This window comes from Pseudomonas sp. P4_D7 (assembly GCF_056401755.1).
In genome coordinates, this window is sequence record NZ_JBFUIR010000003.1 from 1 (window position 1) to 23,637 (window position 23,637).

Sequence of the window (23,637 nt, forward strand, 5' to 3'; positions counted from 1 at the left end):
GATGGATGTAGGACAGGTCCGAAATTGCGACAGTTGTTACAAGTGTAAAAAATCAGGATGGGTACATCGGCAGGTACGCCAACTCGCTCGGGCCTTCCTATGGTCTGGTTTTCAGATATTTGTTAGCAGAAAGAAAGCCATCGCGAGCAGGCTCACTCCTACAGTTGATCGCGGATGCTCATGGGATTTGAGTGCGCCGCAGATCTAGTGTGGGAGCGAGCCTGCTCGCGAAGAACGATCACGCGGTCAATCAGGCTGCGTGGGCCATTTCGGCCAGTGTGTCGGCCACGGTTTTTTGCAGTGAGGGGAACCGGCGGGTTACGCGGCGCAGTGCGGGTAGCACGGCGTCGATTTCCAGTTCATCGAGTTGGGGAAGGACGGTGACGGCGGAGGCGACGATGGTTTCGCGTTCGCTTTCGAACAGCACCAGGCAGGCGTTCTGCGCCCAGCGTCCGTCCCGCTCGTTGAAACCCATCGCCACCAGTGCCGCGACGACTTGTGCATCGGTTTTGTTGGACATGTTTATTGCCTCAGGGCGGGTTCGATTTTGTCGAGGGCGCGGTTGACCGCGAGTTCGCCGAGCATGACCACTTGCTGGATGCCGAGCACGGTGTTGCGGTAGGGCGAGTCGAGCAGGGCGGCGAAGTCGCTGAGCATGATGCTGGCCGAGGCCATGGATTCGCAGGCGTGGGCCATGAGGTCTTCGGCGCCGGTGTTCGGGTCGACGAGGAACATGGTGCTGGGTCTGCGCGGTGGTGAAGGCGGTGTGGGTTTCAGGTAGTGGTCGAGGGCGCGTTCGGCGGCTTCGTGGAGTTTTCTGGAGCCTGGTGTGGAATAGGGGGACGTTGGATTTGGATCGATTTCCGCGTCTGTTTCGGGCGGATTCGGAGTGATTTTGAACATATGTTGGGAACCTCAATGAGGCTGACACCGTTTGCGACTAAACATTGGGTGGCAGCTATACGCAGGTTAGTCGACCGGCATCCCAAGCATTACCGGCGCGCTCGAAAGCGCCCTGCGCATAGCCGCCATTGAGTGCAGGCATGGAAATGCCAGACTGAATAACAGCTCGCGAACTTGAGAAAACACCGAGCGACTAAACCCGATCACTGAACATTCAGTGACGCGAACCAAGTTACCGGTGACCTCCAAGCCGCACAAGCCGGCGGATTCTGGCGTAGTTGTAGGCAAAGGCGCAAGGCGCTGTAGCCTTGTGGCTGATGTCTAAATGATGCTGCGTTTGACTGGGCGCCTTCGCGAGCAAGCTCGCTCCCACAGGGGAACGCATTCCAAACACCGCATTCCAAACTGTGGGAGCGAGCTTGCTCGCGAAGGCGCCTGCAAAATCACCTCAGGATTYAACCCTCACGCCCCGCCCAAACCGCTCCCGATACACCGACGGCGGCACCCCCACCACACCACGAAACGCCACACGAAAACTCTCCACCGACCGATAACCGCAACGCTCGGCAATCTGCTCGGTGTTATGCGGCGTACTCTCCAGCAACTCCCGCGCCCGCGCCAACCGTTCATGCTGCAACCACGCCTTCGGCGACTGCCCACTGGCCTCGGTAAAACGCCGCAGAAACGTGCGCTCACTCATCGCCGCTTCACTGGCCAGATCACGCACCTCCAGCGGTTCATGCAAGCGCTCGCGCGCCCATTGCATCACCCGCGACAGATCATTGCGCGGTGTAGGGCTGACCGGGGTCGGAATGAACTGCGCCTGGCCGCCAGTACGCTGTGGCGACATCACCAGTCGCCGCGCCACCGAGTTGGCGACTTGCGTGCCGAAGTCCCGCGCCACCAGATGCAGGCAGGCATCGATCCCGGCCGCGCTGCCCGCCGAGGTGATCAACTGCCCGGAGTCGACGTAAAGCACATTGGCATCGACAGCAATCGCCGGGAAGCGCTGCGCCAGTTCCGCCGTGTAACGCCAATGCGTGGTGGCGCCGTGGCCGTCGAGCAAACCGGTGGCCGCCAGCACAAATACACCGGAGCAGATCGATAGCAACCGCGCGCCCCGGGCATGGGCCTGACGCAACGCGTCGATCAATGCTGGAGGCACCGCCGCGTTACGGTCGCGCCAGCCGGGAATGATGATGGTGCGCGCCTCGGCCAACAATTCCAGACCGCCATCGGCCAGCACCTGAATACCGCCCAAGGCGCGCATCGGGCCTTGATCGACCGCCGCAATGGCGTGGGTGTACCACGGGAAATCGAACTCCGGCCGGGTCAGGCCGAAGACCTCCACGGCGATGCCAAACTCGAATGTGCAGAGGCCGTCGTAGGCCAGAATCGCAACCAGACCTGGTGATGTCGGCATTTGGCGGAAAATTCCCGGTGAGTGTCTTGTGCGCCACTGTAGCCGCAAGCGACCGCTCGATAAAGTCTGTTCACACCCGTCCAGATAAAGGAGCAACACCCATGGTCAGCCTGGTTCGCGACATTCCTGCGGCGCCGTCGGCGATCGCCCTGATGCACTTCAGCAATCGTCTGACTTTCGAAACCGATTGTTCCGACGTCTTCAGTAGCCAGGAGGCTGGCGAGATCGATTTTGTCCTGGTCGATGTCCGTAGTCCGCTGGCCTTTGAGCGCGGGCATGTGCCGGGCGCGATCAATATCCCGAACCGGTTACTGACGGCGGCGGAGCTGGCGATCTACCCGAAAACCACTCTGTTTGTGGTCTATTGCGCCGGCCCGCACTGCAATGGCGCGAACAAGGCAGCGGTGAAACTGGCAGCGCTGGGGTATCCGGTCAAGGAGATGATCGGCGGGGTTAGCGGATGGCTGGATGAAGGCTTTCAACTCAGCGTTGAGCCAGTCGGCAAAACCGCCATCGGCTGCGAATGCTGACGTTCTTTTAAGAGAAATCCTGAGCAAAAAAAGCGCTTGTCCTACAGCCTTTGCACCACGACGGCGCACCCGTTGACCCCGGTCAATCGGTGCGCCGATCTTTCATAAGTATTTGTCGCTTAAACACAATTTACCCTGTGCGCGCCGCCATAGACTGCCGGCCACTTCGGTGTTTGTAGCCAATTGGCCATGACCGAACGCTGAATCGAAAGCTGCCAATAAAAGCCTCCGCACACAGGAGTTATAAATGAAGAAGCTAGTGATGTTCGGTGCCCTGGCACTGTCGATGTTGTCCCTGACCGCCGTGGCCGAAGACGCCAAGCCGATCCGCATCGGTATCGAAGCCGGTTACCCGCCATTCTCGATGAAAACCCCTGACGGCAAACTCGCCGGTTTCGACGTCGATATCGGCGATGCGTTGTGCGCGCAGATGAAAGTCAAATGCACCTGGGTCGAGCAGGAATTCGATGGCCTGATCCCGGCGCTGAAAGTGAAGAAGATCGACGCGATTCTGTCGTCGATGACCATCACCGATGACCGCAAGAAAAACGTCGATTTCACCATCAAGTACTACCACACCCCGGCGCGCTTCGTGATGAAGGAAGGCTCCGGTGTCAAAGACCCGCTGACCGAGCTCAAGGGCAAGAAAGTCGGCGTGCTGCGTGCCAGTACCCACGACCGTTACGCCACCGAAGTGCTGGTGCCGGCCGGGATCGACCTGGTGCGTTACGGCTCGCAGCAGGAAGCCAACCTCGACATGGTTTCCGGGCGTATCGACGCGATGCTGGCTGACTCGGTCAACCTGAGCGACGGTTTCCTGAAAACCGACGCCGGCAAAGGTTTTGAATTCGTTGGCCCGACCTACGAAGACGCCAAGTACTTCGGCGGCGGTGCCGGCATTGCAGTGCGCAAGGGCGATACCGCGCTGGCCGATCAATTCAACAAAGCCATCACCGAAATCCGCGCCAATGGCGAGTACAAGAAAGTCCAGGACAAGTACTTCGACTTTGACGTGTACGGCCATTAATAAGCCGTAGAAAAAAGTGGCCCCGTTTGCGCGGTGGCCACTTTTTTTATGCTTTCTTTCTACAGATGGAGATCCCTGTGGGAGCGAGCTTGCTCGCGAATACGGTTTAACATTCAACATCTTTATTGACTGTCAAATTGCATTCGCGAGCAAGCTCGCTCCCACAGGGATCTCATTGATCCAGATCTACCAGACTGCAGGAGTCTTCCCATGCAACGCATCGACCATGTTCTGCCCTGGAGCCACTTGGGCAGCGAGCGCTCGCTCAGTGTGTTCCGCTATGGCGCCGGCACCCGCAAGGTCTACATCCAGGCCAGCCTGCACGCCGATGAACTGCCGGGCATGCGCACCGCGTGGGAACTCAAGCAACGCCTCAATGAACTGGAACAGCAAGGCCGTTTGCAGGGCGTGATCGAGCTGGTGCCGGTGGCCAACCCGATCGGCCTCGATCAACACGTGCAAGGCGCGCACATGGGCCGCTTCGAACTGGGCAGCGGCAAGAATTTCAACCGCGCTTTCGTCGAACTCAGTGCCCCGGTCGCGGCGTTGATCGGTGAACGTCTGGGCGCTGATGCCGAGGCCAACGTTGCGCTGATCCGCCAAACCATGGGCCAGGTATTCGATGAACTGCCGGCGCCGGCCTCGCAACTGGAAGCCTTGCATCGCCTGTTGCTGCGCCATGCCTGCGATGCCGACATCACCCTCGATTTGCATTGTGATTTCGACGCGGCGATTCACTTGTACGCGCTGCCGCAGCACTGGCCACAGTGGCGATCGCTGGCGGCGCGCTTGAAGGCCGGCGTGGCGCTGCTGTGTGAAGATTCCGGTGGCAGCTCGTTCGATGAATCCTGCTCGACGCCTTGGCTGCGTCTGGCGCGGGCATTCCCGAATGCCGCGATTCCGGCGGCGAACCTGGCGACCACGCTGGAACTGGGCAGCATGGGCGACACCCGGGTCGATCAGGCGCAGGCCAATTGTGAGGCGATCCTCGGATTCCTCGCGRAGCAGGGTTTCATCAGCGGCGAGTGGCCGGCGGCACCGAGCGAGTGCTGCGAAGGCCTGCCGTTCGAGGGCACCGAATACCTGTTTGCGCCGCACCATGGCGTGGTGAGTTTCCTGCGCAATGCCGGCGAGTGGGTGGAGCAGGGCGATGCGCTATTCGAGGTGGTCGATCCGTTGCAGGATCGCGTGACCACCGTGCGCGCCGGCACCAGTGGCGTGCTGTTTGCGCTGGATCGTGGGCGTTATACCGAGCCGGGGATCTGGCAGGCAAAAGTGGCGGGGCGGGTGGCGTTTCGTACCGGGAAACTGACTAACGACTGAAGGATCTTCGTTGGGGCTAATGGCCTCATCGCGAGCAGGCTCACTCCTACAGGGGGAACGCATTCCAAATGTAGGAGTGAGCCTGCTCGCGATGGCGGCATCAGCAACACCACCGAATTTGGATCCTCGCCGCAGGATGTTAGGCTCCCCCCCGAACCCGACACTCCGTGAAGGAAGGCTCTATGTTGAAGGTCTTTGCTCTCTTGACCCTGCTGGCGTCCAGCGCCGTGCAGGCGCAAACCACGCTGCAATCCGATCTGCCGCTCAAGTACATCGAGCAGGTGCACGCCGACGCCGAGCCGCGTCCGTTGGTGATTTTTCTTCACGGCTACGGCAGTAACGAAGCCGATCTGATCGGCATGAAATTCCAACTGCCGGCGCAATACAACTACCTGTCGGTGCAGGCGCCGTTGTCGTTGGGTGAAGGACGTTTCCAGTGGTTTCGCAAGAAAGGCGAAGGTGCCTACAACGGCGAGACTGATGATCTGAAGGTCAGTGGCCAGAAGCTGTGCGACTTTATCGCGCAAGCGGCGCAGAAATATCACACCATCCCGAACAAGGTGTACCTGATCGGCTTCAGCCAGGGCGCGATGATGACCTACGAGGTGGGGCTGCGGCCGCCAGTCGCTGTCGGCGGGATCGCTGCGTTGAGCGGGCGTTTATTGCCAGTGTTGAAAGCTGAACTCAAAGGCGAGCAGCAGCCGTTGCCGCTGAGTATCTTTATCGGCCACGGCACCGCCGATGATCGGGTGCCCTACCACGACGGCACCGAGGCTAATGCGCAGCTACAGAAGCTGGGCTACAAGCCGCAGTTCCATGCCTATCCCGGCGTCGGCCACAGTATCAGTGCGGCCGAGCTGCGCGACTTGAATGGCTGGCTGCAGCAGCTCAATCCTTGAGGATGGTTTTCACCAAAGCATCGTGACCTTTCTTGTCGCTGGCGCGGGAGATCACCTGCACCAGCGCCATTTTCGTCCCGGAGCCGGCCATCAGCGTGGTGTTGAGGGTCTGGCCACCGCCCTGGGTCGCGGTGCTGTCGACCTGACGCAGGCCAAGGCCGGTGCCTTTCTGGGTCAGGCTTTTTTCGCTGAGTTTGTTGAAGTCCGGCAGGGCCTTGCGCTGGTCGTCGATGAAGCTCGAGACGGTGCTGTCGAGGAACTGCCCGTCGTTATCCTTGATGTGCTGGCCTTCGGGAATCTGGTTTTCAGCGGTAATGACCACGGTCTTCGTCGCTTCATTGGTGTACATCGTGCCTTTGGTTCCGCTCGGGCTGGTCGGCAGCGGGTCGGCGACGAAACCTTTAGGCAACACAAAGGTGAACTTGCCCTCGAGCATCGAGACTTTCTCGGTGCCGGCATTTTTCTTGGCCGCTTGCGCGTGGAGGGCGCCGAAACCGGCGAGGGCCGCCATCAGCAGGACGACGGCTTTTTTGCTCAACAATGACATGTGAATCTCCGGTGGGTGGTCGCGCGAGGCGGGCGATCATCCCACGGAGGGGGGCGGGCGTTCCAGCGCGAATCGTCTGACCGGTTACTGCGCCTGCGCTTTCGCCAGCGGACGGGCCAACAGGCGTTTGGTCACGCCGAGCATCGCCACCGACACCGCGACACCGACGGCGAATCCACTCAGCCCCATGCTCGGCAAGGTCAGTGCCGAGACCAGACAAAACGCCGAAAACGAATACATGCCGGTGGCCGTCGCCCTTAACAATGCGGCGGTAAATGCCGGGCCGCGCGTCTGTTGCGAGAACACCGCCATTACACTGCCGAGCACCGGGAACACCGCGAGCAAACCGCTCCAGCGCTCGCCGACGGTGCTGGCCAGCATCGTCACCAGCAGCGTCAACGCGGCACCGGCGATCATTCGCCAGATCAGTTTGTCCGACTTCGGCGCCGGACCGTTGAGCACCGGTTGTACCGCAGGAAACAGATACGGCGATGCCAACAATGCAACCGCCGCCGCTGCCACGGAAAACGGCAGCGACGCCGGGATCAGTGACAACACCCCCGCGATGACGGCCCACACCGATAGCGACGCCGTCAGTGCCACTGGCCAGTTCGCCCGTTGCGCCACCTGCGCATAGGTGATGCAGAACGCAATCATCGCGAACATCGCCGATAACGCCGCCACCGCTGATTGCGCGGCGAACGCCGGCCCCTGCTCGATGGCGAGAAAAAACAGAATCGGCCCGACCACCACCGGCAATCCCGACAGCCACCCGGCCACACTCGGCCCCCAGCGTTTGCCCGCCAGGGATATCAGCAGCAGAAAACCGGGAATCAGCAGCAGTTTGAGGATCAGCACGCAGGTGTCTCCGTCCGTTGAGGGTAGGCCACGGTAGCATTGTCGATCGGCGATTGCTGCCTATGTGCGCAGTTTTTGTATACAAAGTATCGAGGGCGATACCCGGCTATGCTGTGTGTATCAGGGTTTACCGGAGTCGATGCCGCGATGAGAAGAACACCGAAGCTGGTGCGAGGATGCTGCGGCATCGGCTTGTGGGCGTTGTTGCTGACGCCGACCTGGGCCAATTGGCAGGACGCCGTGCCCGGCGCGCAGATCATTGGCACCGGCGATTACAGCGTGTTCGGTTTCGATGTCTACAACGCGCGATTGTGGAGTGCCGCGCGGCCCTTGGTCGACGGCCAGCCATTTGCGCTGGAGTTGATCTACCGCCGCAACATCTCCCGCGATGATCTGGTCAAGGCCAGCGTCGACGAAATCAAACGGCTGGCCGGTGCCCGCGTCAGCCCGGCGCAATTGGCCGGGTGGCAGGTACAGATGCAGCAATCGTTTGTCGATGTGCAGGCTGGCACGCGGATTACCGGGGTGTATCTGCCGGGGCAGGGCGCGCGGTTTTTTGTCGGTCAGCAGTTGCAGCATGAGATCGATGATCCGCTGTTTGCCCGGGCATTTTTTGATATCTGGCTGGATCCGCGCACGCGCAGTCCGGAGCTGCGCGAACAGTTGTTGGGGGTGAGTCGATAGATTTTTTTGCGCTTCAAGGCTCAGGCGGAAACCTCTAAGCTGCGTCTTTCCGACTTGTTTCTGGATGTGTGCGTGAAATTCAGTTTGCCCAAAATCGCCACCGCGCCGTTTTGTCCGCCGGAAGTGGCTGGCAGTGTTGCGGTGGATCCCAACGCCTCGTTCTTCAAACGCGTGCTGCGTTTCGCCGGCCCCGGCTTGCTGGTGTCGATCGGCTACATGGACCCGGGCAACTGGGCCACGGCCATCGAGGCCGGTTCACGCTTTGGCTACAGCCTGTTGTTTGTGGTGTTGCTGGCGAGTCTGGCCGGCATGGTCGTGCAGTGCCTGTGCTCGCGGCTGGGCATCGCCACCGGCCGCGATCTGGCGCAACTGTCCCGCGAGCGCTACAGCACACCGACCGCACGGCTGCAGTGGGTGTTGGCGGAAATCTCGATCATCGCCACCGATCTGGCTGAAGTGCTGGGTTGTGCGCTGGCGTTTCATTTGTTGCTCGGCTGTTCGCTGACCTTCGGCATCGCCCTGACCGCGTTCGACACCTTGCTGGTGCTGGCCCTGCAAAATCGCGGTTTTCGCCGTCTGGAAGCAATCATGCTGGTATTGGTCGCGACCATCGGCGTGTGTTTCTTCGTTKAACTGCTGCTGATCAAACCCTACTGGCCGGACGTCGCCCAAGGTTTCAAACCGTCGCTGGCAGCGATTGGCGAAGCGGCGCCGTTGTACCTGGCCATCGGTATTCTCGGCGCGACGGTGATGCCGCATAACCTCTACCTGCACACCTCGATCGTGCAGACGCGGATGATCGGCAAGGACCTCGCCAGCAAGCAGGACGCGGTGAAACTGGCGCGCATCGACACCATCGGTTCGCTGGCCCTGGCGTTACTGGTCAACGCGGCGATTCTGATTCTCGCGGCGGCAGCGTTCCACCAGTCCGGGCATACCGACGTGGTGGACATTCAGGACGCTTACCACTTGCTCGATCCGCTTGTCGGTGGTGCATTGGCCAGCGTGTTGTTCGGCGTCGCGTTGCTGGCGTCGGGGCAGAGTTCGACCTTCACCGGCACCATCGCCGGGCAGGTGATCATGGAGGGTTATCTGAACCTGCGGATCCCGTGCTGGCAGCGGCGCTTGATTACTCGCGGACTGGCGTTGATTCCGGCATTCGTCGGCGTGTGGCTGATGGGCGATAACGCGATCGGCAAATTGCTGGTGTTGAGTCAGGTGGTGCTGAGTCTGCAGTTGCCGTTTGCCTTGTACCCACTCATTCGAATGACTAACGACAAACAACTGATGGGGCCGTTTGTGAACCGCTGGCCAACCAGGGTACTGGCCTGGGGGTTGTTTGTGGTGATCAGCGGCGCTAACAGCTGGCTGATTTTGCAGTGGGCGGCTTGAGCCACTGACAGCCTGATCTCTCTTGAAGGGGCGGCGCGAGCAATCATTGCCGCAACGCCCTGTCACTCGCCTTTTGTCTCTTTTCTGTCCGCCAACCTTGTTCGCTCCTGGGTGATCTGCGACCATGCGCGCCATATAGGGGTAGGGGGTATAGGTATATCGCACATTCATGAACACAAAGACGAGTTGCTCAACCGCGTTCGGCGCATTGCCGGGCAGGTGCAAGCGGTGGAAAAAGCCTTGGAAAGCGATGCCGATTGCGCCAAGACCCTGCACCTCGTTGCGGCGATTCGCGGGGCGGTCAATGGCTTGATGGAGCAGTTCATCGAAGCCCACACGCGCGAACACGTGGCGCACCCTGATCTCAGTGACGAAGCGCGCGCTCAGGGTGCCGAAGATTTGCTGCAAGCCATCCGCCGTTATTCCAAATGAGTGAAAGCATCATGTCCCTGACGCCCAAGGCTGAGCACCTGCGCCACGACCACCAGTTTCTCGGTGCTTCCCATAACGAAAACGCACGCCGCACCTTGTGGGTGGTGGCGCTGACCTTCGTGATGATGATCGGCGAGATCGTGGCCGGTTACATGACCGGTTCCATGGCATTGCTGGCGGACGGCTTTCACATGGCAACCCATGCCGGCGCATTGGGGATTGCCGCGGCGGCCTACAGTTTCGCCCGGCGCCATGCGCACAATAGCCGTTACAGTTTCGGCACCGGCAAGGTCGGTGATCTGGCCGGGTTCGCTTCGGCCATGTTGCTCGGACTGGTGTCGCTGGGAATTGCCGGCGAATCGATCCTGCGCCTGTTCCAGCCAACCACGGTGGCGTTCGGTGAGGCCACGGTGATTGCCATCGTCGGGCTGGCGGTGAACCTGGTCAGCGCCTTTCTGCTGATGGGGCATCACGGCCATGACCATGGTCATCATCATGATCACTCGCACGATCATCACCACCATCACGACAACAACCTGCGTTCGGCCTATGTCCACGTGCTGGCCGATGCCTTGACGTCGGTGCTGGCGATTGCCGCTTTGCTGGCCGGCCGCTATCTGGGTTGGGTCTGGCTGGACCCGGTGATGGGGATTGTCGGCGCGGTGGTCATTGCCAAGTGGGCCTATAACCTGATGCGTGACAGCGCGGCGGTATTGCTCGACGCCACCGACGAACCCGTGGCCGCTGAAATCCGCGAGTTGCTGGAAACCTCGGACGATGTGCGCATCAGTGATTTGCACGTCTGGCAGGTCGGCCCGCAGTCGCGGGCAGCGATTGTCAGCGTCGTGGCCGCAGCGGGCGTCACCGCCGAGGTTGTCCGTGAACGGCTGGCACCGGTGCATGAACTGTCACACCTGACCATCGAGTTGCACAGTGCTTAGGGTTGAGCATCGCTGAACACTGGAATGCGCCCATTGAGTGAAGGCTTGTAGTGCCAGTTCAAGCGATTCAGGTCGATGTCATGCCTGATTATTTCCCTCACCGTTGCGCAGGCAATACTCATCGCCAGCGCTTGCCCCGGACACTCGTGCCGACCACTGCCAAAACTGAAACTGCGGCGGTTGGCGCGCTGTGGCAGAAACTGCTCCGGCTGTTCGTTGAGCGCCGGATCTCGATTGGCCGAGGCCAGCAGCACTAGAATCACATCGCCCGCTTCGACACGCACACCGGCAATCTCACAGGACGCGGCGACAAAGCGCCGGGTGTTCTGCACGGGCGGGTCGAAGCGCTGGACTTCGCTAAGCAATGCTTCGATGGATTCGCCGCGCAACGCTGGCTGCCGACGTAGCGCCAGCAGCGTATTGCCGATCAGGCCGGCGCAGGCTTCGAACGTCTGTGAACAGAGGCCGATCAGGTTGGCGATCAAGGTTTCCTCATCGCCGGTGAAGCGCTGCTGGATTGCACTGAGCAACGGGTTGGCCGGCTCGGCGAGCAATTCGATGAAGTCACCGCGCAGTTGTTCAGCCGCCGCCTCTGCTGCGGCCAGTTGCAGGTCATTGCTCAAGGGCGACAGGCAGGCAACGAAATCCGCCGTCAATTCACTGATCGCCCGCGCTTGCGCCGGGGTGAACCCCAGCAGCGCCGCGACCACGCACACCGGGCCACGAAGCATTGCCTTGTACACCCCGTCGGCGTCCGCCGTGATCAGCCGCGCGGCGACCAGTCTGTCGACGGCCTCAAGGTCGAGCGAGGCCAACTCAGGCTCAATGGCAGCGCGCGGGCAGCGCTGGCGTTCACCGTCATTCATGCGCATCAGTTGGCCGAAGACTTTGCCGGCCATGCCTTTTGCAATCGCTTTGGGCACTGGCTCCTGCGCCGGACGCACGCGGCAATCGGCGTGGGCCAACACCGCATACACCGCCCGGGCACTGCTGGCGACCCACAGTTTCAGCTCTGGATGAAACGTCAGTCCACCTTCTGCGCGCAGTTCGGCGTAGTAGGGATAAGGATCGACGTGCGTTGCGGCGCTGATCGGGTTCATGGTTTGCATCCTTGTCGGCGGGGAAAGTGTTGCTACTATCTCCACTGCGCAACGACGATGATTCGTCCGGGAGCGAACTATGCACGCAGAGCATCAAGACATCGGCGTTTCCCAAGTGGCCGCCGCCATCGCCGAGCCGGCGCGAACGAAAATCCTCTGTTCGCTGATGGACGGCCACGCCCGCACCAGCACTGAATTGGCGACGATCGCCGAAGTCAGCGCCTCGACCGCCAGCGTGCACCTGGCGAAACTCAAGGACCTGGCCCTGGTGCGCCTGCACGTGCAGGGCCGTCATCGGTATTACAGCCTCGCCGATCAGCGCGTGGCGCAGGCGCTGGAAGCGTTGATGGTGATTGGCCAGAACGCCGCGCCAACGTTCAAGGCGCACACCCCGGATCGCCTGCAATTTGCGCGCACCTGCTATGACCACATGGCCGGGACGCTGGCGGTGTTGCTGCACGACCGTTTGCTCGAGGGCGGTTGGTTGGTGGCAACCGACGAGCAGGCATATCGCTTGAGTGGCACCGGCGAGGCGTTGTTTCTTGGTTTGGGAATAGACGTGCAGGATTTGACCAGCCTGCGCCGCAAGTTTGCCTGTCCGTGCCTGGACTGGAGCATGCGCCGGCCGCATCTCGGTGGTTCGCTGGGGGCGGCGCTGTTGCAGACCGCGTTGAAGCGCAAGTGGGTGACCCAGGATCTGGACAGTCGGGCGCTGGCGTTGACGGCGCTGGGGCGTAAGGAGATCAGCGCGCGGTTTGGTGTTGAGTTGCCGATTGAAAACCACAAGATCAAAGGATCGCAGCCTTCGGCAGCTCCTACATGGATTGGGTAGGGCTGAGATTTATTGGGTGTACGCGACTCCTGTAGGAGCTGCCGAAGGCTGCGATCTTTTGATTTTCAGCTTCTGACCGACGAGGGGCGCATCTGCCACCTTGTATCACCGCTGCCGACCCTATACTGTATATAAAAACAGTATAGAGCCCGCGCCATGCAAATCATCGACAAGCTCAGCATCCTCGCCGACGCCGCCAAGTACGACGCCTCCTGCGCGAGCAGCGGCGCGCCCAAGCGCAGCTCCGAGGGCAAGAGCGGGCTGGGCTCGACTGATGGCATGGGCATCTGCCATAGCTACACGCCGGACGGGCGCTGCGTGTCGTTGTTGAAGATTCTGCTGACCAACTTCTGCCTTTACGATTGCCAATATTGTGTCAATCGACGCTCCAGCGATGTTCCGCGCGCTCGTTTCACCCCCGAGGAAGTCGTGGCGCTGACCATGGATTTCTACCGGCGTAACTGCGTCAGCGGGCTGTTTCTCAGTTCCGGCATCATTCGCTCGGCGGACTACACCATGGAGCAACTGGTGCGGGTGGCGAAGCTGCTGCGTGAAGAGCATGAGTTTCGCGGGTACATCCATCTCAAGACCATTCCCGAAGCCGATCCGGCATTGATCGAAGAAGCAGGGCGCTACGCCGATCGCCTGAGCGTCAACATCGAGCTGCCGACCGATGCCAGCCTGCAAGTGCTGGCGCCGGAGAAGGACATCACTTCGATCAAGCAGGCGATGAACACCATCTACACCGGCGTGCAGACCGTGTTGAACGAACCGCGCTCGGCGAAATTCGCCCCGGCCGGGCAGAGCACGCAACTGATTGTCGGCGCCGATGACACCGATGACAGCACCATCCTCCACAGCGCCCAGGCCTTGTACGGCAATTTCCGTTTGCGCCGGGTCTACTATTCGGCCTTCAGCCCGATTCCCGACAGCCCGAAAAGCGTGCCACTGGCCGCGCCGCCGCTGATGCGCGAACACCGTTTATATCAGGCCGATTTTCTCCTGCGCAGCTACGGCTACAGTGCTGATGAATTGCTCAAGGGGCCGGGTAATCTTGCGCTGGACATCGACCCGAAACTGGCCTGGGCGTTGCAGAACCGCGAAGTGTTTCCGCTCGATCTGAACCGTGCCGAAGCGTCCCTGATTGCGCGTATTCCCGGTATCGGCTTGCGCACCACCGAACGACTGGTCGAGCTGCGCCGCCAGCGGCGCATCCGTTACGAAGACGTCGCGCGTATGCGCTGCGTGCTGGCCAAGGCCAAGCCGTTCATCATCACCAGCGACTATCACCCGCAGCAGGCCGAGGTCACCAGCCATTTGCTCTATCAGCAATTGCGTGACCGGCCGATGCCGCAGCAGATGGGGTTGTGGGGATGATCAATCTCGATTGCGACGACCTGTTCGACACCTGGCGCCAGCAGGCGCGCTGGCTGCTAAGCCATGAAGTCGATCCGAGTCTGGTGAGCTGGGCCTCGCAAGGTGTGGGTGATCTGTTTGCCAGTGATGAGCCGGTGCCTGAAGGGCAGGGGCCATTTCAGGCACGTATTCCGCGAGCGCTGCTCGACACTCTGGAACAGGCCTCGCGTTATCGCGGTGATCAACGCTGGAGTTTGCTGTATGAAGTGCTGTGGCGCGTCAGCCACGGCGACCGTACCGCGATGATGGCCGGGGACAAACTCGGCAGCGAGTTGCAGCGACGGATCAAACAAGTGCATCGGGAAGCTCATCATCTGCATGCGTTTGTGCGTTTCATCGAGCGGCCTTCATCCAGCGCGGGTCCGCAATATGTGGCTTGGCATGAGCCGGCCCACGACATTCTGCACAGCGCCAGTGAGCATTTCATCGGGCGAATGGGCCGCCATCGCTGGTTGATCGCCACCCCGCGTGACGGGGTCTATTACGATGGCGAGCAACTGATCCATCAACGGCAATGCCCGCTGGAATGGCAGCAGTTGGCGCAGAACGTCGACGATCCTCATGGTGATCTTTGGCTGACCTATTACAGCCACATCTTTAATCCAGCGCGGTTGAACGAGAAGGTTATGCAGGGGCATTTGCCGGCGCGGTTCTGGAAGAATCTGCCGGAGGGGGAGTTGATTCCCGGGTTGATTACGCAGGCGCGGATGGGTAAGCAGCAGAATGGGCAGGCGAGTGGGATTGCTGATCGGCTTGGTAAACGGATAACGCTGAAAAGCCCCTCACCCTAACCCTCTCCCGGAGGGAGAGGGGACTGACAGAGGTGTTTGGACTTGATCCATCGACCTGAAAGTCCGCGTCGAACTCAGATTTTGAATACCACATAGATCGGCCCCCTTTCCCCCTCGCCCCCTTGGGGGAGAGGGCTGGGGTGAGGGGGAAAAGATCTCCAGCACGCCACAAATACTGCGCCAAACGCCATAAAAAAGCCCCCCACCAATCACTCGGTGGAGGGCTTTTCTACATCAACACCCGTCAAATCAAACCTTGACGATCCAGCCCGCTGGCGCTTCGATGTCGCCGGTCTGCACGCCAGTCAGCTCTTTGTAGAGCTTCTGGGTCACAGGACCCACTTCGGTCTCGCTATGGAACACATGCAGATGGTCGTTGTAGCTGATGCCACCGATCGGGGTGATCACCGCAGCAGTACCGCAAGCGCCGGCTTCTTTGAAGTCCGACAGTTTGTCGATCAGCACATCACCTTCCACCACTTCCAGGCCCAGACGGGTCTTGGCCAGTTCGATCAACGACAGGCGGGTGATGCCTGGCAGAACCGACGGCGAGTTCGGGGTGATGAACTTGTTGTCGTGGGTGATCCCGAAGAAGTTGGCCGAACCGACTTCTTCGATCTTGGTGTGGGTCATCGGATCCAGATAGATCGCGTCGGCGAAGTTGGCTTTCTTCGCTTTCGAGCCCGGCATCAGGCTGGCCGCGTAGTTGCCGCCGACCTTGGCTGCGCCGGTGCCTTGTGGGGCGGCGCGGTCGTAGCTGGAGATCTGGAAGTTGTGCGGGGTCAGGCCGCCCTTGAAGTAGGCGCCGACCGGGATGCAGAAGATCGAAAAGATGAACTCGGGCGCAGTGCGCACGCCGATGTTGTCACCGACGCCGATCACGAACGGACGCAGGTACAGCGCGCCGCCGGTGCCGTAGGGCGGAATGAAGCGCTCGTTGGCGCGAACCACGGCTTTGCAGGCTTCGATGAACTGCTCGGTGTCGACCGTCGGCATCAGCAGACGCGCGCAGCTGCGTTGCATGCGCAGGGCGTTCTGGTCCGGGCGGAACAGGTTGATCGAGCCGTCCTTGCAACGATAGGCCTTCATGCCTTCGAAGCACTGCTGGCCATAGTGAAGGGCCGTCGAGCCTTCGCTGATGTGCAGCACGTTATCTTCGGTCAGGGTGCCTTTGTCCCACTCGCCATCGCGAAAGTACGACAGATAGCGTTTGTCGGTCTTGATGTAATCAAAACCCAGCTTGTCCCAATTGATGCTTTCGTTACCCATGACACCCTCTATCACTGAACAACCGCCGAAACGGTTCAAGGCTTCTGACGTTTTTTGGATGGGCACAACAATACTTCATTCTTGAGCGGTTTCGCAGCCCGGACTATCGGATGACAGACAGATAAATCGTGTTGCCCCTGAGAATTCGCGAGCAGGCTCGCTCCCACATTTGAAATGCATTCCCATTGTGGGAGCGAGCCTGCTCGCGAAGGGGCCATCACAGCCACCCATCATCACAGGTGCAACGCATGCCCCAAAGCACGCAACGCCGCTTCCTGCACCGCTTCACCCAGGGTCGGATGCGCGTGAATGGTGCCGCCGATGTCTTCCAGCCGCGCGCCCATTTCCAGGCTTTGCGCAAACGCTGTCGACAATTCGGAAACCCCGACGCCCACAGCCTGCCAGCCAACAATCACATGGTTATCCCGACGAGCGACCACCCGCACGAAGCCGCTTTTTGACTCCAGCGTCATCGCCCGGCCGTTGGCGGCGAACGGGAAACTGGAAACAATGCAGTCCACACCTGCAGCCTTGGCCTCGTCCGGGGTCTTGCCGACCACCACCAGTTCCGGGTCGGTGAAGCACACGGCAGCAATCGCAGTCGGGTTGAATTCACGGGTTTTGCCGCTGATCAACTCGRCAACCATCTCGCCCTGAGCCATGGCGCGGTGGGCCAGCATCGGCTCGCCGCTCAAGTCGCCGATGGCGTAAACGTTGCGCATGCTGGTCTGGCAGCGGCTGTCGATCTTGATCGCCGAGCCGTTCATATCCAGATTCAGCGCTTCGAGGTTCCAGCCCTGGGTATTCGGTTTGCGGCCGACAGCGACCAACACCTGATCGGTTTCCAGGTTCAGGGTTTCGCCTTCCGGATCGCGCACCTGCAACGTGCCATCGAAACCCAGCACGCTGTGTTTCAGATACAGCTTAACGCCCAGTTGCTTCAACGCTTCATGCACCGGTTGCGTCAGCTCCGCATCGTAGGCCGGCAAGATACGATCCTGCGCCTCGACCACACTGACGTCAGCGCCAAGCTTGCGATAAGCAATGCCCAGTTCCAGACCAATGTAACCACCGCCAACCACCACCAGACGCTTAGGCACGGATTTCGGCGCCAGCGCTTCGGTGGAGGAGATGATCGGCCCGCCAATCGGCAGGATCGGCAGATTGACGCTGGTCGAACCGGTGGCCAGCACCAAATGTTCGCAGTGGATGCGCGTGTCGCCGACTTCAACAGTCTTGCCGTCGATGACTTTGGCCCAGCCATTGATGACCTGAACCTTGTTCTTTTTCAGCAAGGCAGCGACGCCAGTGGTCAGGCGATCAACGATGCCGTCCTTCCACTCGACGCTTTTCGTGATGTCGAGGCTCGGTGCGGCAACGCTGATGCCCAGCGCCGAATGCTGGCTGTGATGCCGGGTCTGGTGAAACTGCTCAGCCACATGAATCAGCGCTTTCGACGGGATGCAGCCGATGTTCAGGCAGGTGCCGCCCAGCGATTGGCCTTCGACCAGAATCGTCGGGATGCCCAGTTGCCCGGCGCGAATCGCCGTTACATAGCCGCCGGGGCCACCGCCAATGATCAGCAGCGTAGTGTTCAGAGATTGCATGCGCGCCTTACTCCACAAACAAAGTGGCAGGTTGTTCGATCAAGCCACGAATGGCCTGGATGAAGAGCGCCGCGTCCATGCCGTCGACCACGCGGTGATCGAAGGAGCTGGAGAGGTTCATCATCTTGCGGATCACCACCTGGCCTTTGACGACCATAGGCCGTTCGACGATTTTGTTGACGCCGACGATCGCTACTTCCGGCAGATTCAGCACCGGCGTGCTGACGATGCCGCCCAGTGCACCGAGGCTGGTCAGGGTGATGGTCGAGCCGGACAGTTCATCACGGCTGGCCTTGCCATTACGCGCGGCGTTGGCCAAACGCGAGATTTCTGTAGCACTGTCCCACAGGCTGCGCGCCTCGGCGTGACGCACCACCGGCACCATCAGGCCGACATCGCTTTGCGTGGCGACGCCGACATGCACCGCGCCGAGGCGAGTGATGACCTGGGCTTCGTCGTCGTAACGGGCATTCATCTGCGGGAAGTCGCGCAGGGCCACAACCAGAGCGCGGACGAGGAACGGCAGCAAGGTCAACTTGCCACGGCTGGCGCCGTGTTTTTCATTGAGATGCGCGCGCAGTTCTTCAATCGCGGTGACGTCGATTTCTTCGACGTAGCTGAAATGCGCGGCACGCTGAGTGGCGTCCTGCATGCGTTGGGCGATCTTGCGGCGCATGCCGATGACTTGAATCTGTTCTTCGTCGTTACGCTGTGCGTAAGCAGCGGCAACCGGCGCCGAAGCATTTGACTGACCCTGCGCCAGATAGGCCTCGAGGTCTTCGTGCAACACACGACCGGCCGGGCCGGAACCGCGTACCAGACGCAATTGAATCCCCAGATCCAGTGCATGTTTGCGCACGGCCGGCGAGGCCAGTGGGCGCTCATCCGCTTCGCGGGCAACCATCGGGCCTTGGCAAACTGCAGCTGGACGTGGTGCGGCAGCAGGTTTGCTTTCCACCACGGTTTCAGCTTTCGGTGCAGCAGGTGCTTCTTTGACGGGAGCAGGCGCGGCCGATTCTTTCAGATTGCCGGCCCCTTCCACCTCAATGCTGATCAACACACTGCCAACCGCCATCACTTCACCCGGCTGACCACCGAGCGCAATCACTTTCCCGTGTACCGGCGATGGAATATCGACCATCGCCTTGTCGGTCATCACGTCCGCCAGCACCTGGTCTTCAACCACCAGATCGCCAACCTTGACGTGCCACTGCGACAGTTCTACTTCTGCGATGCCTTCGCCGATGTCCGGCATCTTGATAACGTGCGTGCCCATTCAGACCTCCATAACCCGTTTCAGCGCTGCGCCCACTCGGGACGGCCCTGGGAAATACGCCCACTCTTGCGCGTGCGGGTAGGGGGTGTCCCAACCGGTGACGCGTTCGATCGGCGCTTCCAGGTGATGGAAGCAATGCTCTTGCACCAGCGACACCAGTTCGGCGCCGAAACCGCAAGTGCGGGTGGCTTCGTGAACCACCACGCAACGGCCGGTCTTCTTCACCGACTTGACGATGGTTTCCAGGTCCAGCGGCCACAGGCTGCGCAGGTCGATGACTTCGGCATCAACGCCGGATTCTTCGGCCGCGACTTGCGAAACGTAGACGGTGGTGCCGTAGGTCAGCACGGTCACGTCCTTGCCCGGACGGGTGATCGCCGCGACGTCCAGCGGCACGGTGTAGTAACCGTCCGGCACCTGGGCTTGCGGGTGTTTCGACCACGGCGTTACCGGGCGATCGTGGTGGCCGTCGAACGGGCCGTTGTACAGACGTTTCGGCTCAAGGAAGATCACCGGGTCATCGTTTTCGATGGAGGCGATCAGCAAGCCTTTGGCGTCATACGGGTTGGATGGCATGACCGTGCGCAGACCGCAAACCTGAGTGAACATCGCCTCGATGCTCTGGCTGTGGGTCTGGCCGCCGTAGATGCCGCCGCCGCAAGGCATGCGCAGGGTCATCGGCGCGGTGAACTCGCCGGCCGAGCGATAACGCAGGCGCGCCGCTTCGGAAATGATTTGGTCGGAGGCGGGGTAGACGTAGTCGGCGAACTGAATCTCGGCGACCGGACGCAGACCGTAAGCGCCCATGCCCACGGCCACGCCGACGATGCCGCTTTCGGAGATCGGGGCGTCGAATACGCGCGAGGTGCCGTACTTGGTCTGCAGGCCTTCGGTGCAACGGAACACGCCGCCGAAGTAGCCGACGTCTTGACCGAACACCACCACATTGTCGTCACGCTCAAGCATCACATCCATGGCCGAGCGCAGGGCCTGGATCATGGTCATGGTGGTCGTGGTCATGGCGGTTTCCAACTGAATATTGTTGTTGTGATCGTTCATGTCAGATCCCCAACTGCTGACGCTGGCGCTTCAAGTGCTCCGGCATCTCTTTGTAAACGTCTTCGAACATGGTCGCGGCGCTTGGAATCTGGCCGCCGGCAAGGGTGCCGTACTGTTCGGCCTGTTTCTGCGCGGCAATCACTTCGGCTTCAAGCTCGGCGCTGACGGCGGCGTGCTCTTCGTCTGACCAGTGGCCGACCTTGATCAGGTGCTGTTTGAGACGGGCGATCGGGTCGCCGAGCGGGAAGTGGCTCCAGTCATCGGCCGGGCGGTATTTGGATGGATCGTCGGAAGTCGAGTGCGGGCCCGCGCGGTAGGTGACCCACTCGATCATGGTCGGGCCGAGGTTGCGGCGGGCGCGTTCGGCAGCCCAGGCAGATGCCGCATACACCGCGTAGAAGTCGTTGCCATCCACGCGCAGCGAAGCGATGCCGCAACCGACGCCGCGTCCGGCGAAGGTGGTGGCTTCACCACCGGCGATGGCCTGGAAGGTCGAGATCGCCCACTGGTTATTCACGACGTTGAGGATCACTGGCGCGCGATAAACGTGGGCGAAGGTGAGGGCGGTGTGGAAGTCCGATTCGGCGGTGGCGCCGTCGCCGATCCATGCCGAGGCAATTTTGGTGTCGCCCTTGATCGCTGAAGCCATGCCCCAGCCGACGGCCTGAATGAACTGGGTGGCGAGGTTGCCGGAGATGGTGAAGAAGCCAGCGTCCTTGACCGAGTACATGATCGGCAACTGACGGCCCTTGAGCGGATCGCGCTCGTTGGACAGCAGTTGGCAGATCAGGTCGACCAGCGGCACTTCGCGGGCCATCAGAATGCTTTGCTGGCGATAAGTCGGGAAGCACATGTCGTCGATGTTCAAGGCCAGAGCCTGAGCACTGCCGATGGCTTCTTCGCCAAGGCTCTGCATGTAGAACGACATCTTTTTCTGACGCTGGGCGACCACCATGCGGTTGTCGTAGATCCGCGTCTTGAGCATGGCGCGCATGCCCTTGCGAAGGATCTCGACCGGGACGTTTTCGGCCCAGGGGCCGAGGGCGTTGCCCTGATCGTCGAGCACACGGATCAGGCCACGCGCCAGATCGGCGGTGTCGGCAGGTTCGACATCAATGGAAGGTTTGCGCACCGTACCGGCATCGGTCAGATGCAGGTAGGAAAAATCGGTTTTGCAGCCTGGACGGCCCGAGGGTTCAGGGACGTGCAGACGCAGCGGTTCATACGCTTGGGTCATGGCTTCTACGCTCGATCTTGTGAATTTCTTGTAGTGAGCTGGCAGTCATTCTTCGGTAGAAGAAATCTTGTCCTACAACAATCATAGGCTCGGGCAAGAAGAATATTTATCTCTGTTTCGTTGCGCTGGAGATGATTTGCAGATAGAAATTCTGCATAAACATAAAAAACAGGTGGTTTTGTCTCATGCGCAAACTGGACCGTACCGACATCGGCATTCTCAACAGCCTTCAGGAGAATGCGCGCATCACCAACGCCGACCTCGCACGCTCGGTCAATCTGTCGCCGACGCCTTGTTTCAATCGGGTGAAAGCGATGGAGGAATTAGGGCTGATTCGCGAGCAGGTCACGTTGCTGGATGCCGACCTGCTGGGGCTGCATGTGAACGTGTTCATCCATGTCAGCCTGGAGAAACAGGTGGAGGAGGCGCTTCAGCATTTCGAAGAGGCGATTTCTGATCGCCCCGAGGTGATGGAGTGTTATCTGATGGCTGGCGATCCGGATTATCTGATTCGGGTGTTGGTGCCGACGATTCAGTCACTGGAGCGGTTCATGATGGACTTCCTGACCAAAGTGCCGGGTGTGGCAAATATCCGGTCAAGCTTTGCGCTCAAGCAGGTGCGCTACAAAACCGCGTTGCCGCTGCCGGCAAATGGCTTGACGTTAGGCACCTGACCCGAAGCGAAACGCGGAGCGTCCCCGGCAGCATTCCCACGCAGAGCGTGGGGAACGATCGATGTAGGAGCTGCCGCAGGCTGCGATCTTGTGCTGTTAAAGCTTATTGATCGGGATCTTCAGATAAACCACGCCGTTGTCTTCCGCCGCCGGCAGATTCCCCGCCCGCACATTGACCTGAATCGCCGGCAGCAACAGCGTCGGCATGCCCAGCCCGGCATCACGCTGGGTGCGCATCTCGACAAATGCCGCCTCATCAATCCCGTCATGCACATGAATGTTGCTTTTGCGCTGCTCACCGACCGTGGTCTGGCACTGCGCGGCGCGGCCCTCGGGCGGGTAATCGTGACAGACGTAGAGTTTCACGCTGGCCGGGAAGGCCAGCAGTTTGTGAATCGAGTTGAACAACTGATGGGCGTTGCCGCCGGGAAAGTCGCAGCGCGCGGTGCCGACGTCGGGCATGAACAGCGTGTCGCCCACCAGAATCTGTTCGCCGTCGATCAAGTAGGCCATGTCCGCCGGGGTATGCCCAGGCACATGCAGGGCAGTGGCTTTGAGATTGCCGATCCTGAATGACTCGTTCGGCGCAAACAGGTGATCGAACTGCGAGCCATCGACGCAGAACTCCGGCTCCAGATTGAACAGCGCCTTGAACACGTTTTGCACTTTGCTGATCGATTCACCAATGGCGATTTTCCCGCCCAGCTCCCGGCGCAGATAAGGCGCGGCGGACAGGTGATCGGCGTGGGCATGGGTTTCCAGCAGCCACTGCACTTGCAGATTGTGCGCGCGGACGAAGGCGATGATTTTATCGGCCTGGGCGGTGCATGTGCGCCCGGCGGCGCCGTCGTAATCGAGCACCGGGTCGACGATCGCACATTGCCCGCCGTCGGTTTCATAGACCACGTAGCTGTAGGTCGAAGAGGCGGGGTCGAGGAAAGCTTCAATCTGCGCGGGCATGGACACCAACCTGAACAAGGAAAATGGGTTGCAACACTTTATCTAAAAACATAATGTTCGCAGCTTAAGTGACCTTGAAGGCATCGTGCAAATGCAATCCAGTCTGACCGAATGTGAAGTCGCCCAACTGCGCGCCTCGGCCTCCAAGGCCTGCGCCTTGCTCAAGGCCATGGCCAATGAGGATCGCCTGTTGATCCTCTGTCAACTGACCCAGGGCGAGCGCAACGTTGGCGAACTGGAAAAGATGACCGGCGTACGCCAGCCAACGCTGTCCCAGCAACTGGGCATCCTGCGGGATGAAGGCCTGGTCGCGACTCGGCGTGAAGGCAAGTACATTTTCTACGGCCTCGCCAGTCCGGAAGTCATTCAGGTCATGAAGACCCTCTCCGGGTTGTATTGCGGGGCCGTGCTGAAAAGCCTGGGCCACCAATAAATGCCAGCCATGACACTGGTTCAA

The 23,637-nt window shown here is 60.4% G+C and carries 25 protein-coding genes; 13 read left to right on the forward strand and 12 right to left on the reverse strand.

Annotation, left to right across the window (positions count from 1 at the left end):
• Positions 1-250: 250 nt before the first annotated feature.
• The 3 genes from AC1DVF_RS03115 to ftrA form a co-directional block, all read right to left on the reverse strand.
• Positions 251-520 carry a hypothetical protein gene (locus AC1DVF_RS03115; protein ID WP_007915053.1) on the reverse strand — a complete coding sequence of 90 codons (270 nt, stop codon included), beginning with the start codon at positions 518-520 and terminating at the stop codon, positions 251-253.
• A 2-nt stretch (positions 521-522) separates the two neighbouring features.
• A complete protein-coding gene (locus tag AC1DVF_RS03120; RefSeq protein ID WP_122843457.1) occupies positions 523-903 on the reverse strand; it encodes a DUF6124 family protein in 381 nt (126 codons plus the stop codon).
• Between the two features lie 448 nt (positions 904-1,351).
• Positions 1,352-2,326, reverse strand: coding sequence for a transcriptional regulator FtrA (gene ftrA, locus AC1DVF_RS03125; RefSeq protein WP_477781979.1), 975 nt, complete (start codon positions 2,324-2,326; stop codon positions 1,352-1,354).
• A gap of 101 nt (positions 2,327-2,427) precedes the next feature.
• Here ftrA and AC1DVF_RS03130 point away from each other — a divergent pair, with 101 nt between their 5' ends.
• The 4 genes from AC1DVF_RS03130 to AC1DVF_RS03145 all read left to right on the forward strand — a co-directional run bounded on the left by AC1DVF_RS03130 (position 2,428) and on the right by AC1DVF_RS03145 (position 6,105).
• On the forward strand, positions 2,428-2,856 hold the full coding sequence (locus AC1DVF_RS03130; protein ID WP_477781980.1) for a rhodanese-like domain-containing protein: 429 nt from the start codon (positions 2,428-2,430) through the stop codon (positions 2,854-2,856).
• 247 nt (positions 2,857-3,103) lie between these two features.
• Entirely contained in the window at positions 3,104-3,883 is a 780-nt protein-coding gene (locus AC1DVF_RS03135; RefSeq protein ID WP_477781981.1) for an ABC transporter substrate-binding protein, read from the forward strand.
• A 210-nt stretch (positions 3,884-4,093) separates the two neighbouring features.
• Positions 4,094-5,206 (forward strand): M14 family metallopeptidase, encoded by a 1,113-nt coding sequence (locus tag AC1DVF_RS03140; protein WP_477781982.1) that lies wholly within the window; start codon positions 4,094-4,096, stop codon positions 5,204-5,206.
• Between the two features lie 182 nt (positions 5,207-5,388).
• Entirely contained in the window at positions 5,389-6,105 is a 717-nt protein-coding gene (locus AC1DVF_RS03145) for an alpha/beta hydrolase (RefSeq protein ID WP_477781983.1), read from the forward strand.
• Here AC1DVF_RS03145 and AC1DVF_RS03150 read toward each other — a convergent pair.
• Positions 6,095-6,652 (reverse strand): DcrB/PsbP domain-containing protein, encoded by a 558-nt coding sequence (locus AC1DVF_RS03150; RefSeq protein WP_477781984.1) that lies wholly within the window; start codon positions 6,650-6,652, stop codon positions 6,095-6,097. The genes AC1DVF_RS03145 and AC1DVF_RS03150 overlap by 11 nt on opposite strands.
• An 84-nt stretch (positions 6,653-6,736) precedes the next feature.
• Complete coding sequence (locus AC1DVF_RS03155) at positions 6,737-7,510, reverse strand: hypothetical protein (RefSeq protein WP_477781985.1); 774 nt, start codon at positions 7,508-7,510, stop codon at positions 6,737-6,739.
• Between the two features lie 147 nt (positions 7,511-7,657).
• On the opposite strand from AC1DVF_RS03155, the gene AC1DVF_RS03160 reads away from it, so the two are divergent.
• From AC1DVF_RS03160 to dmeF, 4 genes are all read left to right on the forward strand, one after another.
• Entirely contained in the window at positions 7,658-8,194 is a 537-nt protein-coding gene (locus tag AC1DVF_RS03160) for a chalcone isomerase family protein (protein WP_099756586.1), read from the forward strand.
• A 72-nt stretch (positions 8,195-8,266) separates the two neighbouring features.
• On the forward strand, positions 8,267-9,586 hold the full coding sequence (locus AC1DVF_RS03165) for an Nramp family divalent metal transporter (protein ID WP_477781986.1): 1,320 nt from the start codon (positions 8,267-8,269) through the stop codon (positions 9,584-9,586).
• 156 nt (positions 9,587-9,742) lie between these two features.
• Positions 9,743-10,018, forward strand: coding sequence for a metal/formaldehyde-sensitive transcriptional repressor (locus AC1DVF_RS03170; RefSeq protein ID WP_186624568.1), 276 nt, complete (start codon positions 9,743-9,745; stop codon positions 10,016-10,018).
• Positions 10,019-10,029: 11 nt separating this feature from the next.
• Positions 10,030-10,959: a CDF family Co(II)/Ni(II) efflux transporter DmeF gene (gene dmeF / locus AC1DVF_RS03175; RefSeq protein WP_477781987.1), complete on the forward strand. Its 930-nt coding sequence runs from the start codon at positions 10,030-10,032 to the stop codon at positions 10,957-10,959.
• Here the strand turns inward: dmeF and AC1DVF_RS03180 are convergent.
• The gene (locus AC1DVF_RS03180) at positions 10,956-12,059 is read right to left on the reverse strand and encodes a cytochrome P450 (RefSeq protein ID WP_477781988.1); all 1,104 of its coding nucleotides are present in this window, start codon (positions 12,057-12,059) and stop codon (positions 10,956-10,958) included. The genes dmeF and AC1DVF_RS03180 overlap by 4 nt on opposite strands.
• A gap of 79 nt (positions 12,060-12,138) precedes the next feature.
• Between AC1DVF_RS03180 and AC1DVF_RS03185 the strand changes: the two genes are divergently transcribed.
• From AC1DVF_RS03185 to AC1DVF_RS03195, 3 genes are all read left to right on the forward strand, one after another.
• Positions 12,139-12,891: an ArsR/SmtB family transcription factor gene (locus AC1DVF_RS03185; RefSeq protein WP_477781989.1), complete on the forward strand. Its 753-nt coding sequence runs from the start codon at positions 12,139-12,141 to the stop codon at positions 12,889-12,891.
• 156 nt (positions 12,892-13,047) lie between these two features.
• Positions 13,048-14,268: a putative DNA modification/repair radical SAM protein gene (locus tag AC1DVF_RS03190; RefSeq protein WP_160040869.1), complete on the forward strand. Its 1,221-nt coding sequence runs from the start codon at positions 13,048-13,050 to the stop codon at positions 14,266-14,268.
• Positions 14,265-15,098: a TIGR03915 family putative DNA repair protein gene (locus AC1DVF_RS03195; protein ID WP_093440970.1), complete on the forward strand. Its 834-nt coding sequence runs from the start codon at positions 14,265-14,267 to the stop codon at positions 15,096-15,098. The genes AC1DVF_RS03190 and AC1DVF_RS03195 overlap by 4 nt, the downstream gene beginning before the upstream one ends.
• Positions 15,099-15,347: 249 nt before the next feature.
• Here the strand turns inward: AC1DVF_RS03195 and AC1DVF_RS03200 are convergent, their stop codons facing one another.
• The 5 genes from AC1DVF_RS03200 to AC1DVF_RS03220 all read right to left on the reverse strand — a co-directional run bounded on the left by AC1DVF_RS03200 (position 15,348) and on the right by AC1DVF_RS03220 (position 21,546).
• Positions 15,348-16,367 (reverse strand): branched-chain amino acid aminotransferase, encoded by a 1,020-nt coding sequence (locus AC1DVF_RS03200; RefSeq protein WP_007915073.1) that lies wholly within the window; start codon positions 16,365-16,367, stop codon positions 15,348-15,350.
• A gap of 233 nt (positions 16,368-16,600) precedes the next feature.
• A complete protein-coding gene (lpdA, locus tag AC1DVF_RS03205) occupies positions 16,601-17,974 on the reverse strand; it encodes a dihydrolipoyl dehydrogenase (RefSeq protein ID WP_477781990.1) in 1,374 nt (457 codons plus the stop codon).
• Positions 17,975-17,981: 7 nt separating this feature from the next.
• Positions 17,982-19,250, reverse strand: coding sequence for a dihydrolipoamide acetyltransferase family protein (locus tag AC1DVF_RS03210; RefSeq protein ID WP_099756581.1), 1,269 nt, complete (start codon positions 19,248-19,250; stop codon positions 17,982-17,984).
• A complete protein-coding gene (locus AC1DVF_RS03215) occupies positions 19,251-20,309 on the reverse strand; it encodes an alpha-ketoacid dehydrogenase subunit beta (RefSeq protein ID WP_003224000.1) in 1,059 nt (352 codons plus the stop codon). It lies immediately after the preceding gene.
• A gap of 1 nt (position 20,310) precedes the next feature.
• A complete protein-coding gene (locus AC1DVF_RS03220) occupies positions 20,311-21,546 on the reverse strand; it encodes a 3-methyl-2-oxobutanoate dehydrogenase (2-methylpropanoyl-transferring) subunit alpha (RefSeq protein WP_016985244.1) in 1,236 nt (411 codons plus the stop codon).
• 185 nt (positions 21,547-21,731) lie between these two features.
• On the opposite strand from AC1DVF_RS03220, the gene bkdR reads away from it, so the two are divergent.
• Entirely contained in the window at positions 21,732-22,220 is a 489-nt protein-coding gene (bkdR, locus tag AC1DVF_RS03225; protein WP_008059350.1) for a Bkd operon transcriptional regulator BkdR, read from the forward strand.
• 96 nt (positions 22,221-22,316) lie between these two features.
• Here bkdR and AC1DVF_RS03230 read toward each other — a convergent pair whose 3' ends face one another.
• Entirely contained in the window at positions 22,317-23,180 is an 864-nt protein-coding gene (locus tag AC1DVF_RS03230) for an MBL fold metallo-hydrolase (protein ID WP_186624574.1), read from the reverse strand.
• 91 nt (positions 23,181-23,271) lie between these two features.
• Here AC1DVF_RS03230 and AC1DVF_RS03235 point away from each other — a divergent pair, with 91 nt between their 5' ends.
• The gene (locus AC1DVF_RS03235; protein WP_007915092.1) at positions 23,272-23,613 is read left to right on the forward strand and encodes an ArsR/SmtB family transcription factor; all 342 of its coding nucleotides are present in this window, start codon (positions 23,272-23,274) and stop codon (positions 23,611-23,613) included.
• Positions 23,614-23,637 lie beyond the last annotated feature (24 nt).